The sequence below is a fragment of the Streptomyces sp. CB02009 genome (genome assembly GCF_001905825.1).
Classification (GTDB): Bacteria; Actinomycetota; Actinomycetes; order Streptomycetales; family Streptomycetaceae; genus Streptomyces.
Genome location: NZ_LIVV01000005.1, coordinates 892,137 through 908,521 on the forward strand (window position 1 = coordinate 892,137; position 16,385 = coordinate 908,521).

A 16,385-nucleotide genomic window follows, 5' to 3' on the forward strand; every position below is an offset into this window, starting at 1 on the left:
CCACCTCTTCCTGCCGGCGTCGGTCTCCCAGCGGTCTCCCAGCGTAGGGACGGCGCCACTCACCGCGCATGACACGTCCGGACCATTTGCCGATGGTCACGCCGGCAGCGGGCCAGGTCAGGCCGTTCAGGCCTTGATCTTCCCGGCGTAGATGTCCCGGCGGTCCGGCAGCGTCACCTGGACGGGGACCCCGAAGCCGTACAGCAGGGTCGTCGACGCGACCGCGACCGTACGGCCCTGGTTGCTGAAGCTGAACTGGTGGCGCACCTTCCGCAGCCTCCCCTCCCCGTCGAGGTAGGCGTCGAAGGGCACGGTGTCCGTGGTGAACCCTTTCGCCGCCGCGGCGAGCGCTCCCCTGAGCTGCGGCGCGGCGACCCGGGCGGCGTGCGCGATGTCCGCGACCCCGCGGTAGTGGCTGACTTTCACCCCCGCCAGCTCGACCTCTCCGACGTACGTGACCTGCCGGGCGCCCCGCAGCAGCTCGGCCGCGGCGGCCGGATCGGTGGCCCCGCCCGTGACGAGGTTCCCGTCGTCGAGGGTGGTGGTGTCGACCCGCACCCACTTGTCGGCGGGCACCCCGGCCCCCCGGTTCTTCATGTAGAGGGCGCCGGGGGTGAGGAGCTCGGTGATCGGCCGGTGCGCGCTGGTCCCGGCGGGGTCCTTCGGCAGCACCACCTGGAGCCGGCCGGTACGGCGCCGGAAGTCGTAGCCGCCCTCGCCCCGGATGGTGACCCGCGTCCCGCCGGCGGCCATCTCCATGGAGGTGCTCGCCTTGGAGGTGCCGGCCTTCGTCAGCGCGTCGGGGGCGTTCCGTACGGCGAGGGCGGGGTCGACCGTCGGCCTGGGGTCCTCGGGGGCGGCGCAGCCCGAGACCGCGGCGGTCCCGACGAGGGAGCCGACCAGGACGGCGGTGACGGCGAACGCCCCGCTTCCGCGTGTGCCCGGACGGCCGTTCCGCAGCTGCACCACCATCGCCTGCCAACCCCCAACGCCTCACCGCTGTTTGCCCGGGACCCGCCCTTCCCCGGGCCCGCGGGCCCTGGGGACGCCCGATCCGCATAACGACGGTCGAGGCGTGCCGTCACGCGCAGTACGGTGGTGAGGTGTACGCGCAGTCCTCCCCCCACACCACGACGATGTCGGAACGCGGTTCGTTCGCGCTGGCACGCTGCAGCTGCGGCTGGACGGGCCCGGCCCGGAGATCCCGCGACCGGGCCCGCACGGACGCGGCGGACCACGTCCGCGCCGCGGAGGACACGGAGAGCTAGGCGGCGGGCGGCTCGGTCCCGGCGACCGGGGCGCGGTGGCCCGGGCGCAGGCGGGGCCTACGCGGCGAGGTCGTTGTGACCGGGGCCGGAGGCCTGGCCGCCCCCGATGCGGGGCTCGGGGATGCCGACCGCCTCCGGGTGCCGGGCCGGCCCGGCCCGGCGGGAGCGGACCAGACCCGCGCAGCGGCCCGAGCGGGCGACGGCGGAGACCACCGGGGTGAGCAGCGCGAGGGCGAGCGGGGCCAGGAGGAGCGCCACCGCCGTACCGAGGGCGAAGCCGCCGATCACGTCGGTCGGGTAGTGGACGCCCATGTAGACCCGCGCGAAGCCCTCGGCGAGGGCGAGGCCGATCGCGACGAGTCCGAACCGGCGGTGGGCGACGAAGACGCCGACCCCGAGGGCCATCGCCAGCGTGGCGTGATCGCTGACGAAGGAGAAGTCGGTCTTCCCGGCGACGAGGACCTCGAGCCCCTGGTGGTCCCTGAAGGGCCGGGGGCGCTCGACGAAGCCGCGGATGGGGATGTTCACCAGGAGGGCGACGCCGGCGGCCAGCGGGGCCCACACGAGCCCGGCGACGGCCGAGACGGAGTCGGCCGGGGTGCCCCGGCGGCGGACGCTCCACCAGCACCACAGGACGACGAGGACCATCGCGAGCATGATCCCGTACTCGCCGACGAAACCCATGACGCGGTCGAACCACGGCGGGGCGGCCTTGGCCAGCCCGTTGATGTCGTAGAGCAGGCTGACATCGGGGTTCGAACCGTCCGATGCGAGTCCAGCCATCTGCTGAGGCCCCTTGCTCTCGTGTCTGTGTTTTCCAACCCCCTTGGTCAGAGCGGTCGGACCAAGGAACGAACCGCCTGAGGCGCGCGTTCCGATCTCTCCGGTGGATCATGATGACGTTATCGAAGAGTGACGGTTCACCGCAGCTCAGGGCCTGTGCATGACGGAGAGTTCCGGCCATGTCCGGTACGACCCGAAGGCGGACGCACCGGCCGACGGCCCGTCTGCTCCGGTCAGGTCTGCGGGAGATGGGTGGGCAGCGCCGCCGCGCCCTCCGCGGTGACCCGGGTCGCGCCGAAGTAGTCCGGGGTGTCGATCCGGTCGAAGCGGATCACCGCCCCGGTGCGCGGCGCGTCGATCATGTACCCGCCGCCGACGTAGATGCCGACGTGCCGGATGGCCCGCGAGTTGGTCAGGTCGTCGGAGAAGAAGACCAGGTCCCCGGGGAGCAGCTCCTCGCGCGAGGGGTGCGGACCGGCGTTGTACTGGTCGTTGGCCACGCGTGGCAGCCGGATGCCGACGCTCTCGTACGCGGCCTGGGTGAGCCCGGAGCAGTCGAACCGGCCGTTCTGCGCGGCCGTGCCCGTACCGCCCCAGAGGTACGGGGTGCCGAGCTTCCCCTGCGCGTAGTGGATCGCGCTTGCCGCCTGACGGGACGGATCGACCCGGCCGACGGGCTGGGCGAAGCTCTTCTCCAGGGACTTGATGATGCGTACGTAGTTCCGGGTCTCGCTGATGGGCGGCACCCCGCCGTGCTTGATCACCCGGTACGCGCCCGCGTTGTACGCGGCGAGCATGTTGCTCGCCGGGTCCCCCGGCACGTTCTTCACGTAGCCGGCGAGCTCGCAGTCGTACGAGGCGGCCGACGGGATCGCGTCCTTGGGGTCCCAGATGTCCCGGTCGCCGTCCCCGTCGCCGTCCACCCCGTGGCCGGCCCACGTGCCGGGGATGAACTGGGCGATGCCCCGCGCGTCGGCCGAGGACACGGCCCGCGGGTTCCAGCCGCTCTCCTGGTAGAGCTGGGCGGCGAGCAGGGCAGGGTTGATGGCGGGGCACAGGTTCCCCCACTTCTGCACGAGGCCCTGGTAGAGCGCAGGGACCGCGCCCTTGGCGAGCGCCACGGGGCCGCTCGCGCCGCCCGCGGCGCCGGCGATGCCCGCCGCCGCCGAGTACGTCCCGATGACGAGCAGCGCGACGAAGCTCAGACAGACCCCGAAGGCCCCACCGGCCACCAGCCACGTCTTGCCGGCCCTACGCACCGTCAACCACCCCTCGGCTCATGGCAGTACGCCCCCGGGGCCGAGTCTAGGCGGTGGGCCGCCGACACCGCCCCAAGAGTGCAACAACGACAATCATTGCCCGGAGTCACTCTCCGTGATACACAGAGTGACCATACGCTTCTTTGCATAGAAACCGGCCAGACCACCGCAGGTCAAGACGGTCAAGTCGGTCAGATGTGCGGGGATCGGGTAAAGAGAGCCGTCAAGCCGTCACACGCGAGCGGTTTCATCAGCGAAGATAGGGCGATGACCCATGCCGTCCGGCAGGGGCGACGAACTACCCATACAGGGGCGGTGAGTTACATGTACCTGGCGGCAGAAAAAGGCGACATCACCACCATCATCGGTGGAATCGCCCCCAACTGGGGCCCCTTCGGCAGCCTGGGCGCCGAGGCGAAGATCATGATCGAGGTGGTGATGGCCGTGGCCATCCTCCTCTGCCTCGGCATCGCCATCTGGGGCGCGGCCAAGCAGCGCATCGGCGCGACCGCCCTCCGCGACACGTTCAGCGCGGAACAGGGCAAGGGCCTCATCGTGGCCGGCCTGACCGGCGTCTTCATCATCGGATCCCTGGGGACGCTGTTCACCATCGTGTACGGGATGGCGGTCTGACCCCCCGTCGGACACCACTCCCCTGAGAATGCGTTCCCCAGATGTCCAGCACGACGTACTGCCCGTACCGCGAACCAGTGAGGGGGCGTTCCCGGCATGAGTCCCGGTGACGAGCACGACAGCTTCGGCGGCGTGGGCGGCTCGGGCCAGACCCGGACCCGCCTGCCCGAGGGCAACAGCGGCGACATGTACGGCGGAGCCCGCCGCCCCGTCCGCAGCTCCCGCTCCCTCCTCACCGTCGTCGGCGTGGTGGTCCTCCTCGTCGCCGCCATCGCCCTCGCCAACCGCGGCGGCGGCGACCCGGCGGACGCGGCGGGCCCCTCCTCCGACACCCCCGGCAGGACGGCCCCCACGGAGGCGACGGGCGTCCGCCCGGTCACCGGCAAGAACGGCCGGATCCCCACGGGCTACGCCCAGGACGAGCAGGGGGCGCAGAGCGCGGCGACGAACTTCGCGGTGGCGCTGGGTTCGGTCGAGATGTTCGACGCCACCCGGCGTCGCGAGATCGTACGCGCCGTGCACGCCCCGGCGGTCGCGGACGAGACCGTCGCGAAGTTCGACGCCTCCTACAGCGCGGACCTCATGGCCAGCGCGGGACTGAACAAGGACGGAACCGCGCCCTCGGGCATGACCCTCGTGGCGCGCACCATCCCGATCGGCGCGAAGGTACGGGAGTACACGGGGAACTCGGCGACGGTCGAGGTCTGGTGCACCAGCCTCGGAGGCCTGGCGGGGGCCGGCTCGACCAAGCCCGTGACGTCCACGTGGTTCACCATCACGGAGAAGCTCACCTGGGTCGAGGGCGACTGGCGGGTGGCGTCCCTCGACCAGCACGAGGGCCCCACCCCGGTCAACGGCGACAACCGTGCCTCCCTGGCCGACGAGATCGCCGGAGCCGTCGAGGGATACGGAGGGTTCACCTATGCGCGCTGAGCGAGGCCTGGCCGCACGCGCGGCGACCGTGATCGCGGCGGTGTTCCTCTTCCTGCCCCTCCTGCTCGCCTCGGCGGCGCACGCGGCCCCCACACCGACACCCACGCCCTCTCCGAGCCAGAGCGCGGGCAAGAGCGAGTGCCGGTTCCTGGTGGGCGAGGCCCGCACGCTCTGCGAGCGAAGCCAGCCCGGTGGCGACACGGTGCCGCTCCCCGAGACGAACAACGAGCAGGACCCGCTCAAATCCCTCGCCCGCGGCTTCGCCGACGCCGCCATCGCCACCGTCGACTACCTCTCCAAGGCCGTCAAGGAGACCGCCGACGTCGACTTCACCAACACGGAGTTCCTCGGCCGGTACGCGATCGTCTTCGCCGCCTCCACCGTCCTCACCCTGCTCCTCTGGCTCCTCGCCGTCGCCAAGCGCGCCGTCCGCGGCGTCCCCCTCACCACCGCGCTGTCCGAAGCCATCGGCTTCCTCTGGCTGACGGTCCTCGCCTCCGCCTTCACGCCCCTGATCCTCTACACCGTCGTCAACGCCACCGACGCCGTCACCGAGGTCATCGCCTCCGGCACCGGCAAGCAGACCGACGTCTTCTTCGGCAGCTTCAAGGAGGCCCTCCAGAAGGGCGACAGCATCGGTGGCGGCCCCATCATGCTGATCATCGTGTCCCTGGTGACCGTGATCGCCGCCGGCGTGCTCTACCTGGAGCTCTTCCTCCGTGCCGTGATGCTGTACGTCGGCGCCCTCCTCGGCGTCGTCGTCTACTCCGGTCTCGTCGACAAGAACATGTGGGGCCACGTCCGCCGCTGGGCCGGCATCATGATCGCGATCATCATGGTCAAGCCGGTGATCGTCATCGTCCTCGGCCTGGCCGGCGCCCTCTCCTCCGGCACCGGACCAGACTCGTTCTCCGCCGTCGTCTCCGGCCTCGCGATCATCCTGCTTGCGATCTTCGCCTCCGCGATGATCTACCGCTTCGTCCCCGGCTTCGGCGACGAGATCGCCGCCTCCCGCAACAACCGCCTCCACCGCGCCGGCGAGAACGCGGCCGCCGCCGTCATCTCGTCCCCCGCGTCGCTCGTCTCCCAGGGCATCAAGACCCACAGCTCCCGCGGCGACGGCGGCGGCGGTCAGGGCGGCCAGCCCGCCCGCCCCGCCAACCCGATGTCCGGCGGCATGGCCGCCCACAGCAGCCGCGGCGGAAGCGGCGGCGGCGGCGCGACTCCTCCGCCCCCGCCCCGCAGCAGCAGTCCCACCGCGGGAACCCCGCACAGTAGCCGCAAGAACTCTGGAGGTGCAGGGCGTTGACGACCCAGTCCCAGCCGGTCGCGCCCCGCCGTACGTATCTCGTGGGCCGTGCCCGGCCGAACGCGATCGTCGGCAAGAACCGCGAGACGGGCGAGATCGCCCTGATCATCGTCGGCGCCTTCCTCGGCATGATGAGCGGACTCCTCGTCCCCCTCCTCCCCCTGCGGATCGCGCTCCTCGCCGGCCTCCCGATGCTCGCGATCGCCGCCGTGTACCTCCCGTACAAGCACCGCACGTTCTACAAGTGGTTCGAGATCAACCGCAGCTACAAGCGGATGCTCAAGCGCGGCACGGCCTACCGCTCCGTCGTCACCGAGGCCGGCACCCACCTCGACGGCCGCGAGGTCGAGGTCGGCCCGCCGCCCGGCATCGGCCGCGTGGGCTGGCTCGCCGCCCCCTTCGGCCCGGACGAGATCGCCGTCCTCCTGCACGCCGACCGCCGGACCGTCACCGCCGCCATCGAGATCGAGGGCCCCGGCGTCGGCCTGCGCGACAGCGAGGACCAGGAGGCCCTGGTCGACCGCTTCGGCACCCTCCTCAAGCACGTCGCCAACGGCGACGGCTTCGTGACCCGCCTCCAGATGCTGGCCCGTACGCTCCCCGCCGACCCGGACGCCCACGCCAAGGACGTCGGCCAGCGCGGCGACCCGAACGCGCCGACGTGGCTCATGGAGTCGTACGACCAGCTCCAGTCGATGGTCTCCACGTCCAGCGAGCAGCACCGCGCCTACCTCGTCGCCTGCATGCACTACACGCGCGAACTCGCCGCCGAGGCCAACGCCATGGCCCGCGCCGCCAAGCACGCCTCCGGTGCCCGCAAGCTCGACCGCGACGCCGGCCTCGCCGTGGTCATGGCCCGCGAGCTCACCGACATCTGCGCCCGCCTCGCCGAGGCCGACATCCGTGTCCGCCAGCCCCTCGGCCAGTCCCGGCTCGCCTCCCTCGTGCACTCCATGTACGACCCGGACCACCCCATCGACCACATCCAGGCCATGACGAAACGAAACGCTTGGCCCGCCGAACTGGACGCGATGGAGCCGACGTACCTCCAGGCGAAGACCCGCGAGTCCTCCACCCGCGCCCCCTGGTGCCACGCCACCGCCTGGGTGAAGGAGTGGCCGATGACCCCCGTCGGCGTCAACTTCCTCGCCCCGCTGCTCGTCCACACCCCGGACGTGATCCGTACGGTCGCCGTGACCATGGATCTCGAGCCCACCGAGGTCGCCATCGAGCGGATGCTCACCGAGAAGACCAACGACGAGGCCGACGCCTCCCGCGCCGCGAAGATGAACCGCACGGTCGACCCGCGCGACATCGCCGCCCACGGCCGGCTCGACCAGCGGGGTGAAGATCTCGCCAGTGGCGCGGCAGGAGTGAACCTCGTCGGGTACATCACGGTGTCGTCGCGTTCACCCGAGGCCCTGGCCCGGGACAAGCGCACGATCAGGGCCTCCGCCGGCAAGTCGTATCTGAAGCTGGAGTGGTGCGACCGCGAGCACCACCGGGCCTTTGTGAACACCTTGCCGTTCGCGACCGGCATCCGCCGCTAGGGCCGAAGGGGCACAGACCCATGCGAGATCCGCTGTCCGCCGTCACCGACGCCTTCACCGCCTTCGTCCTCGGCAAGGTGGAGACGACCCGGCTGCCCGTCCGTACCTCCACCGGGCAGGCCCAGGCCGTCTACCTGCCGACCGCGGCCCCCGGCCTCGGCGACTCCGGCGTGATCATCGGCCGCGAGGTCTACAGCGGCAAGGGGTACATCTACGACCCCTTCCAGCTGTACGGGCAGCAGCTCCCCGCCCCCCACTGGCTGGTGCTCGGCGAGTCCGGCAACGGCAAGTCGGCGCTGGAGAAGACGTACGTGCTCCGCCAGCTCCGCTTCCGCGACCGGCAGGTCGTCGTCCTCGACGCCCAGGGCGAGGACGGCGTCGGCGAATGGAACCTCATCGCGCAGGAGCTGGGGATAACCCCCATCCGCCTGGACCCCATGGTCGCCAACGACTCCGGGATCCGCCTCAACCCGCTCGACCCGTCGATCACCACGACCGGCCAGCTCGCCCTGCTGCGGACGATCATCGAGGTGGCGATGGGCCACGGCCTCGACGAGCGCTCCGGCTTCGCGCTCAAGGTCGCCCACGCGTACGTCGTCGAGCACACCACCCACCGCCAGCCGATCCTCACCGACATCGTGGAGCGGCTCCGCCACCCCGAGGCGGAATCCGCCGAGGCGATGAACGTCGACATAGACGATGTACGGGCCTGGGGCCTGGACGTCGCGCTCGTCCTGGACCGGCTGGTCGACGGTGACCTGCGGGGCATGTTCGACGGGCCGACGACCGTCGGCATCGACCTCGACGCGCCGCTGATCGTCTTCGACCTCTCCCACATCGACCGCAACTCCATCGCCATGCCGATCCTCATGGCGATCGTCGGCGTCTGGCTGGAGCACACCTGGATCCGCCCCGACCGGAAGAAGCGCATCTTCCTCGTCGAGGAGGCCTGGCACATCATCAACAGCCCGTTCGTGGCGCAGCTGTTCCAGCGGCTGCTCAAGTTCGGCCGCCGGCTCGGCCTGTCGTTCGTCGCCGTCGTCCACCACCTCTCCGACGTCGTCGACGGAGCGGCGGCGAAGGAGGCCGCGGCCATCCTCAAGATGGCCTCCACCCGGACCATCTACGCCCAGAAGGCCGACGAGGCACGCAACACGGGCCGGGTCCTCGGCCTGCCCCGCTGGGCGGTCGAGATCATCCCGACCCTCACCCCGGGCATCGCGGTCTGGGACGTCAACGGCAACGTGCAGGTGGTCAAACACCTCATCACCGAACGGGAACGCCCGCTGGTCTACACGGACCGCGCCATGACGGAGGCCTCGGAGCCGTCGGGGGATCCGGACCTCGAATGGGAGACGGAGCAGCGCGCGATCCTCATCGAGCAGCAGATGAACGGCACGTCGCAGTCGACGGTGGCATAGATGGACACGGCACGGAAGGGCGGGGGAGGGGTCTCCGACGGGCTGCTGCTCAGCCTGTTCGGCCTCCTTCTGTGCCTCACGGTCCTGGTGTGGACGGCGACCGGCCTGGCCGGTCTGCTCTCCCACGGCGGCTGGCCGCAGGGCGTCGACCTCACGGGCACGCCCTCGGCCCTGCGCTCCCTGGTCACGGCCCCGACGGACCTCGCGGCGGCCTGGCCGGCCACTCCGCCGGGAGAGCTCTCGGGGTACGGCCTGTTCTGGGGCCTGCTGATCGGCGAGGCGATGATCCTCTTCGTCCTCGCGATCTTCGCCCTGGGCACCCTGGCCCGCTGGCGGGCGGTGCGCGCCCACAGGAAGGCGGGCGTGTACGGGAAGGACGAGCCGCCGGTACGGGCCACCCGCGAGCCTTCGCGCGAGAGGCGCGGGTACGACGAGCGGTCTTACGAGAGGCCCGGCTACGACGAGCGGTCCTACGAGCGGTCCTACGAGCGGCCCGGGTCCGACGAGGCGCCGTACGCGAGGCCCGGGTACGAGGAGCGGTCGTACGAGAAGCACGGGTACGACAAGCACGGGTACGAGAAGCCCGGGTACGACGAGGCCTCCCACGAGAGGCGCGCGCCCGGCGAGCCCGCCCAGGGCAGGCCCGTACACGAGGAACCCGTCCTCGAGGAGCCCGTCCGCCGCCCCGCTCCCCCGGCCCCCCGCCGCCCGGTCGCGACCCACGCGCCGGAGCCGCCCACGGCCACGGTTCCGCCCGCGTCCACGGTTCCGCCCGCGTCCACGGTTCCGCCCGCGTCCCCGGCGCCGCCGGGACCGCTCCCCGCCCCCGCCCCGGCGGCGGCCCCCGCACCCGCCCTCGCGGGCCCCGGCCGCACGTTCTACGGCCCCCCGGACGCCCGCCGCCCCGCCGCGGTCCAGGCCGTCCGGGACGCCGAGGGCCCGGTCCTGGTCGTCACCTCCGACCCGGGCCTCTGGTCCGCGACGAAGGACGCGCGCGGCAAGCTCGGCCCGGTCCTCGTCCACGACCCGAGCCACCTGTGCGACACGCCCGCGCGACTCCACTGGTCGCCGTCCGATCGCTGCGAGGACCCGGCCGTGGCCGCGGAGCGCGCGGTCGCCCTGCTGGCGCCGGTCCGGCCGCACTCCCGGCTGGACGCGGCCACAGCGGACACCGCGGAAACGCTCCTGCGCTGCTGGCTGCACGCGGCCGCCGTCGACGGACGCCCGTTCCGCCAGGTCCACCGCTGGGCGCAGGGCACCGGCGCCCATGAGCCGGTACGGATCCTCCGCAGCCACCCGAAGGCGGCCTCGGGCCACGCGGGACTGCTCGAATCGGCGCTCACCGCGCACCCCGAAAGCCGCCGCACGGCACAGGAACTGACGGCCCGTGCGCTGGCGTCGCTCTCCTCGGTCCACATCCGGGAGACCTGCACCCCGAATCGAACGGATTCGCTGGCGCTGGCATCTTTCCTCCCCGAAGGGGGCACCCTCTACGTGGTGGGGGAGCCGATCGAGGATCCCCGCACCCACCCCGGCGCGATGCCGCTCCTGACGGCGCTCGCCGCAAGCGTGGTCGAGCACGGCCGCCGCATGGCCGCACGGTCATCCGACGGTCGGCTCGACCCACCAATGACCCTCGTCCTGGACGACGTCGCCGCCGTGGCCCCGATCCCCCAGCTCCCGGAGCTCCTCGCCGGCGGCCACGCCCAGGGCCTGCCGACCCTGGCCCTGATGCGCTCTCCGGAGCAGGCCCGCTCCAGGTGGCCGGAGGCCTCGCTGAGCCGCTGAGGGCCCGGCCCGCGACCGGGTCACCGGCCCGCAGCCCGGTTCAGAGGGCGCGGCCGCGCAGGGAGTGCAGATGGGCCCGGGCGGCCTCGGCGGCGTGGGTGAACCAGTCGGCGATGACCGCGGTCTCCTCCGGGGTGTACCGGGCGAAGACCTCCTCCAGGCGGGCGTAGAACGGCTGGTACAGCGCGACGACCCGTGCGGCCGCGTCCGGGTCGGCGACCACCCGCACCCGCCGCCGGTCGGCCGGGTCCGGGGCCCGGCGGGCGTACCCGGCCTTCTCCAGCCGGTTGAGCACACCGGTCACGGCCCCGGTGGTGAGGTTGGCGCGCTCCGCCAGGTCACCGGCCGACAGCGGATCCTCGCCGGCGCCGAGCACATGCCCGAGGCAGGTCAGGTCGGTCACGTTGAGGCCGAGGGCCTGGGCGACCTCCTGCTGCCCGATGAGGCCCAGGGCCACGTACGCGTCCATCCGATGGATCGCCTCGCCGACGGTGGCCGGGGGACGGCTCTTGCCCTCCACGCAGAGACTCCTTAGCATCTAAGTTACTTAGCTCGTGAGATAAACCATCCCACCGATGCCTTCATCCTGCCTGCCCCGACACCCCCAGAGGAGCATTCATGAGCGCCCACGGCGACGTCGACCTCGGCCACACCCTGGCCGGCTGGACCGGAACCACCCTCGCCGGCCTGGGCTCCGCCGTCGCCGGAGCCGGAATCTGCCTGGACCGCGCCTGGGCCCTGTGGCTCGGCGCGGCACTGGCCGTTCTCGCCGCCGCGGCGACCTGGGCCCTCCACCTGGCGGGCTGGGGCAAGCCCTCAGGACCCCGCCCGGCCGGCCAGTGGGACTGGCGGGTCCGCGACACCGACGCCGCCCACGGACACCCCGACTGCCTGGGCTGCCGCCTCGCGGGCCGCCCCGTCACGGCCCCCGCCCGGCCCCGCCCCCAGCCCGAACCGGCCCCCGGCCGCCCCTGACCCCGCCGCCGGTCCCGGCCGCTGCCCCACGCCGCGCCCCCGGCCCCGCCACCGACACCGCCACCGCCGCGCCTAGGAAGCCCGCCGCACCTCGTACTCGTTCTCCATCGCCGTGTCGTGCCCCGGAACGGCCACCCGCTCCCCCGTCGCCACGAAGCCGAAGCGGCGGTAGAAGGCCGCGGCCCGCGCGTTGTCCTCGTGGACGTAGAGCCGCACCCGCTCGACCGGCTCCGCCAGCGACCACGACCACTCGACGCCCGCCCGGAACAGCGCGTCGATCACGCCCTTCCCCCGCACCTCGGGCCGCACGTAGACCCCCACGATGTGCGTCTGGCCGACCTTCGCCGGCTCACCGAAGCGCACCTCGTCCGACGGCCGCTCCACCAGGAGCGTGATCGTGCCGACCCAGGTCCCGTCCGGGGCCTCGGCGACGAACTGCCGCACGTTCCCGTCGCCCGTCTCCGACGCCCCCTCGGCACGCTCCTGCCAGAACGAGTCAGGGCGCTGCACGGCGGCCTCGTACGTCTCCAGGAAGGCGAGATGGGCGACCGGGTCGCGCAGGGCGGCGAGACGGATTTCGCGGGCCCGCTCCCACTCGGCGGCGCGGATGACACGTATCGAATAGTCCATGGGCCCGATCCTCCGGGCGAGCACACGCCCCTGACAAGGGCTTTTCGCTTCCGTCGTACCCCGGTACTACGCCGCCGCCACACCTCCCGCCCCAGGTCGGACGAACGCCCGCCGCCCGCTCCCTAGCGTCGTCAGCATGATCCGAGCAGAGAACCTCACCAAGCGGTACGGGGACACCACCGTCGTCCGGGACCTCAGCTTCACCGTCCGGCCGGGCGCCGTCACCGGCTTCCTCGGCCCCAACGGCGCCGGCAAGTCCACCACCCTCCGCATGATCCTCGGCCTCGACGCCCCCACCCGCGGCCACGCCACCGTCGACGGCCGCCCGTACGCCTCCCACCGCGCCCCGCTCACCCGGGTCGGCGCCCTCCTCGAAGCCCGCTCCGTGCACCCCGGCCGCTCCGCCCGCCACCACCTCACGGCCCTCGCCCTCACCCACGGCATCCCGCGCTCCCGCGTCGACCGGGTCCTCGCCCTCACCGGCCTCACCCATGTCGCCGACAAGCGCGTGAAGGGCTTCTCCCTCGGCATGGGCCAGCGCCTCGGCATCGCCGCCGCGCTCCTCGGCGACCCGGCCGCCGTCGTCCTCGACGAACCGGTCAACGGCCTGGACCCCGAGGGCGTGCTCTGGATCCGCACCCTCCTCAGGTCCCTCGCCGCCGAGGGCCGTACCGTCCTCGTCTCCTCCCACCTGATGAGCGAGATGGCCCTCACCGCCGACCACCTGATCGTCATCGGCAAGGGCCGACTCCTCGCCGACACCACGGTCGACGAACTCGTCCGCACCTCCGGCGGAGCCTCCGTCAAGGTCGTCACCCCGGAGGCCGACCGGCTGCGGAACCTGCTCCCGGGCGCCGCCTTCACCCTGGAGGCCCCCGACACCCTCCTCGTCACCGGACCGGACGCGCCCGAGATCGGCCGCACGGCCGCCGCCCACGGCCTCCCCCTCCATGAACTGACCCCTCAGGCCGCCTCCCTGGAGCAGGCGTTCATGGCCCTCACCCACGATTCCGTCGAATACCAGGGAGCCCCCGCATGAGCACCCCGCCCCTCACCCGGACCACCACCCCCGACACCGCCACGGGCACCACCCCGGACACCGCCCCGACCGTGACCCCGCGCCTCACCCACGCGCGCGTACTCCGCTCCGAGTGGCACAAGCTGTGGACCGTCCGCTCGACCTGGATCACCGTCCTCACCGCCGCGGCGCTCGTCCTCGGCGTCGGCACCCTCATGGGCGCCACCTACACCTCCGACGGCGGCGACTCCGACGTCGACACCGTCATCCTCACCCTCTACGGCAGCCAGCTCGGCGCCATCGCCCTCGCCGTCCTCGGCATCCTGGTCACGGCCGGCGAGTACACCACGGGCATGATCCGCGCCTCCCTCACCGCCGTCCCGCGCCGCCTCCCCGTCCTCGGGGCCAAAGCCGCCGTCTACACCGGCACGGTCCTCGTCCTCACCCTCGTCACCAACCTGCTGACCTTCCTCACCGCGCAGGTCTTCCTCTCCGACACCGACCAGGCAGCCTCCCTCACCGACGACGGCGTCCTCGCCGCCCTCGCGGGCAACGCCGCCGGCATCACCCTCCTCGGCCTGATCGCCCTCGGTCTCGGCGCGACCCTCCGTTCCGTGCCCGGCGCGATCGGCGCCTTCGTCGGCGGGGTGATGATCCTGCCCGAGGTCATCGGCATGCTCCCGTACGAGGCCATGGAGACGGCCGTCCGGTACTTCCCCACCCAGGCCGCCGGCGCCCTCGGCTCGGCCACCCCGCTCCCGGGCGCGGCCTCCCCCGGCGCCGCCCTCCTCGCCCTGCTCCTGTGGGCGTCCGCGACGCTCGCCGTCCCCGCCCTGCTGCTCAAGCGCCGGGACGTATGAGGATGATGACGAGGTGACCACGGAAGCAACCGCGACGAGGGGCCTCAGCCGCTCCCTCCAGCAACTCCTCGCACGGGTCCGGGCGTTCGACGCCCGCCGCCCCCGGGTGTGGGACGCCACGCTGACGCTCTTCTGGACGGCGGCGGCCCTGGTGGACGCGTCGGGCGGCTGGCGGAACACCGCCCCCGACCCGTCCGTCCCCGCCTGGCTCGTGGTCACCCTGAGCCTCGGCCTCTCCCTCCCGCTCTACCGCCGCCGCCGCGATCCCCTGGCCGTCCTCACCGTGATGGCCTGCGCGGCCCTGGTCAGCGCCGCCTCCGGCGCCTTCCTCCAGGCCGGCTACCTCCAGCTGATCCCGCTCTTCCACATCGCCCTGACCCGCCCGCCCCGCGCGCTCCTGTGGGCCTCCGCCCTGCTCGTGCCGCCGCTCCTGACGGGGGCGGTCCGCTTCCCCCGGGGGAGCTGGGACCACCACGTCGTCCCCACCCTGTGGACGTACGCGCTCGTCGCCCTCCTCGGCATCGCGGTCCGCTCCCGCAAGGACCACACGGCGGCGCTCGTCGACCGGGCCCGCCGCCTGGAGATCGAACGCGACCAGGAGGTACGGCTCGCGGCGGCCGCCGAACGGACCCGGATCGCCCGCGAGATGCACGACATCATCGGCCACAACCTCTCGGTCATCACGGGCCTCGCGGACGGCGGCCGCTACGCGGCGGCGAAGAACCCCGAGCGCGCCGCCCAGGCCCTCGACGCCATCGGTACGACGAGCCGCGAGGCTCTCGCCGAACTCCGCCGCCTGCTCGGCGTCCTGAGCGACGACGAGCAGGAGGCGGCGCGGGACCCCCAGCCCACCCTGGCCGACCTCGACACCCTGATCACCGGCGTACGGAAGGCGGGCCTGCCGGTCCGGTTCGACCGGGACGGCACCTCCCCCGACCACGCCCTCACCCCGGGCGCCCAGCTGACGGTCTACCGGGTGGTCCAGGAGGCCCTGACGAACGTCCTGAAGCACGCGGGCGAGGGCGCGAAGGCGACCGTGCTCCTCACCCACACCCTCCAGGAGGTACGGGCGGAGATCACCAACACAGGGCTGGCCGTCCCACCGCCCCCACCGTCCGGGCCGGGGCAGGGACTTGCCGGAATGCGGGAGCGCGCGGCCCTCTACGACGGCACACTCGTCACCGGCCCGCTGCCGACCGGCGGCTGGCAGGTCGGACTCCGACTCCCCCGGGAAGGCACCCCCTCGTGACGACCGTTCTCATCGCGGACGACCAGCCGATGCAGCGCTTCGGCTTCCGCATGCTCCTGGAGAGCCAGGACGACATGACCGTCGTCGGAGAGGCCTCCAACGGCACCGAGGCGATCCGGCTGGTCGACCGTCACCACCCCGATGTGGTCCTGATGGACATCCGGATGCCCGGCCTGGACGGCATCGAGGCCACCCGCCGCATCGTCGCCGCGGGCGACCGCACACGCATCCTGATCGTCACGACCTTCGACCTCGACGAGTACGCGTACGACGGCCTCCGCGCCGGCGCCAGCGGCTTCCTGGTGAAGGACGCCCAGCCGGAGGAACTCCTGGCCGGCATCCGCGCGGTGGCGAGCGGCGACGCGGTCGTCGCCCCCAGCCTCACGCGCCGCCTCCTGGACGCCTACATCCACCACCTGCCGGCGTCGTCCGCCACCGCCGACCCGGAACCGGAGGACCCCCGCCTCGCGGCTCTCACCGAGCGGGAGCGCGAGATCCTCACGGTCATCGGCCGGGGCTGGACGAACACCGAGATCGCGGAGCGCCTCCACCTCGCCGAGTCGACGGTGAAGACCCACGTCGGCCGCATCCTGGCCAAGACGGGCGCCCGCGACCGCGTCCAGGCGGTGATCCTGGCGTACGACACCCAACTGGTCGCGCCGGCCTGAGCGGGCCCCGCGGAAAAGACCCCGGAACGCAGAAAAGCCCC

Annotated in this window: 17 protein-coding genes; 12 read left to right on the forward strand and 5 right to left on the reverse strand. The window is 72.6% G+C overall.

Features of this window, described 5'->3' with window-relative positions:
• Positions 1-126: 126 nt before the first annotated feature.
• On the reverse strand, positions 127-972 hold the full coding sequence (locus AMK27_RS23730) for a hypothetical protein (RefSeq protein WP_073911764.1): 846 nt from the start codon (positions 970-972) through the stop codon (positions 127-129).
• Positions 973-1,103: 131 nt separating this feature from the next.
• Here AMK27_RS23730 and AMK27_RS42745 point away from each other — a divergent pair, with 131 nt between their 5' ends.
• Entirely contained in the window at positions 1,104-1,268 is a 165-nt protein-coding gene (locus AMK27_RS42745) for a hypothetical protein (RefSeq protein WP_158076930.1), read from the forward strand.
• A 57-nt stretch (positions 1,269-1,325) separates the two neighbouring features.
• Here the strand turns inward: AMK27_RS42745 and AMK27_RS23735 are convergent, their stop codons facing one another.
• Positions 1,326-2,051: a phosphatase PAP2 family protein gene (locus AMK27_RS23735; RefSeq protein WP_073911765.1), complete on the reverse strand. Its 726-nt coding sequence runs from the start codon at positions 2,049-2,051 to the stop codon at positions 1,326-1,328.
• A gap of 233 nt (positions 2,052-2,284) precedes the next feature.
• Positions 2,285-3,310: a C40 family peptidase gene (locus AMK27_RS23740; protein ID WP_079188577.1), complete on the reverse strand. Its 1,026-nt coding sequence runs from the start codon at positions 3,308-3,310 to the stop codon at positions 2,285-2,287.
• A 324-nt stretch (positions 3,311-3,634) separates the two neighbouring features.
• Between AMK27_RS23740 and AMK27_RS23745 the strand changes: the two genes are divergently transcribed.
• The 6 genes from AMK27_RS23745 to AMK27_RS23770 all read left to right on the forward strand — a co-directional run bounded on the left by AMK27_RS23745 (position 3,635) and on the right by AMK27_RS23770 (position 10,944).
• Positions 3,635-3,943, forward strand: a complete 309-nt coding sequence (locus AMK27_RS23745) for a hypothetical protein (protein WP_017242359.1) — start codon at positions 3,635-3,637, stop codon at positions 3,941-3,943.
• Positions 3,944-4,039: 96 nt separating this feature from the next.
• On the forward strand, positions 4,040-4,876 hold the full coding sequence (locus AMK27_RS23750) for a hypothetical protein (RefSeq protein WP_073911769.1): 837 nt from the start codon (positions 4,040-4,042) through the stop codon (positions 4,874-4,876).
• Positions 4,866-6,185, forward strand: a complete 1,320-nt coding sequence (locus AMK27_RS23755; RefSeq protein ID WP_073911772.1) for a hypothetical protein — start codon at positions 4,866-4,868, stop codon at positions 6,183-6,185. Before AMK27_RS23750 ends, AMK27_RS23755 begins: the two co-directional genes overlap by 11 nt.
• Positions 6,182-7,735: an SCO6880 family protein gene (locus tag AMK27_RS23760; protein WP_073911773.1), complete on the forward strand. Its 1,554-nt coding sequence runs from the start codon at positions 6,182-6,184 to the stop codon at positions 7,733-7,735. Before AMK27_RS23755 ends, AMK27_RS23760 begins: the two co-directional genes overlap by 4 nt.
• 20 nt (positions 7,736-7,755) lie before the next feature.
• Positions 7,756-9,156, forward strand: a complete 1,401-nt coding sequence (locus tag AMK27_RS23765) for an ATP-binding protein (RefSeq protein ID WP_073911776.1) — start codon at positions 7,756-7,758, stop codon at positions 9,154-9,156.
• A complete protein-coding gene (locus AMK27_RS23770) occupies positions 9,157-10,944 on the forward strand; it encodes a type VI secretion protein (protein ID WP_073911777.1) in 1,788 nt (595 codons plus the stop codon).
• Between the two features lie 40 nt (positions 10,945-10,984).
• On the opposite strand, the gene AMK27_RS23775 is transcribed toward AMK27_RS23770, so the two are convergent.
• Positions 10,985-11,464, reverse strand: coding sequence for a MarR family transcriptional regulator (locus tag AMK27_RS23775; protein ID WP_073911780.1), 480 nt, complete (start codon positions 11,462-11,464; stop codon positions 10,985-10,987).
• Positions 11,465-11,562: 98 nt separating this feature from the next.
• Between AMK27_RS23775 and AMK27_RS23780 the strand changes: the two genes are divergently transcribed.
• The gene (locus AMK27_RS23780; protein WP_073911781.1) at positions 11,563-11,919 is read left to right on the forward strand and encodes an HGxxPAAW family protein; all 357 of its coding nucleotides are present in this window, start codon (positions 11,563-11,565) and stop codon (positions 11,917-11,919) included.
• A gap of 72 nt (positions 11,920-11,991) precedes the next feature.
• Here the strand turns inward: AMK27_RS23780 and AMK27_RS23785 are convergent, their stop codons facing one another.
• Positions 11,992-12,549 (reverse strand): GNAT family N-acetyltransferase, encoded by a 558-nt coding sequence (locus AMK27_RS23785; protein WP_073911784.1) that lies wholly within the window; start codon positions 12,547-12,549, stop codon positions 11,992-11,994.
• A 136-nt stretch (positions 12,550-12,685) separates the two neighbouring features.
• Here AMK27_RS23785 and AMK27_RS23790 point away from each other — a divergent pair, with 136 nt between their 5' ends.
• Genes AMK27_RS23790 through AMK27_RS23805 form a run of 4 tightly spaced genes read left to right on the forward strand, consistent with a single transcriptional unit; the run spans position 12,686 to position 16,344 of the window.
• Positions 12,686-13,588, forward strand: coding sequence for an ABC transporter ATP-binding protein (locus AMK27_RS23790; protein WP_073911787.1), 903 nt, complete (start codon positions 12,686-12,688; stop codon positions 13,586-13,588).
• On the forward strand, positions 13,585-14,427 hold the full coding sequence (locus AMK27_RS23795) for an ABC transporter permease (RefSeq protein WP_241847583.1): 843 nt from the start codon (positions 13,585-13,587) through the stop codon (positions 14,425-14,427). Before AMK27_RS23790 ends, AMK27_RS23795 begins: the two co-directional genes overlap by 4 nt.
• Before the next feature lie 13 nt (positions 14,428-14,440).
• The gene (locus AMK27_RS23800; protein ID WP_073911789.1) at positions 14,441-15,676 is read left to right on the forward strand and encodes a sensor histidine kinase; all 1,236 of its coding nucleotides are present in this window, start codon (positions 14,441-14,443) and stop codon (positions 15,674-15,676) included.
• On the forward strand, positions 15,673-16,344 hold the full coding sequence (locus AMK27_RS23805; RefSeq protein WP_073911792.1) for a response regulator: 672 nt from the start codon (positions 15,673-15,675) through the stop codon (positions 16,342-16,344). The genes AMK27_RS23800 and AMK27_RS23805 overlap by 4 nt, the downstream gene beginning before the upstream one ends.
• Positions 16,345-16,385: the final 41 nt, after the last annotated feature.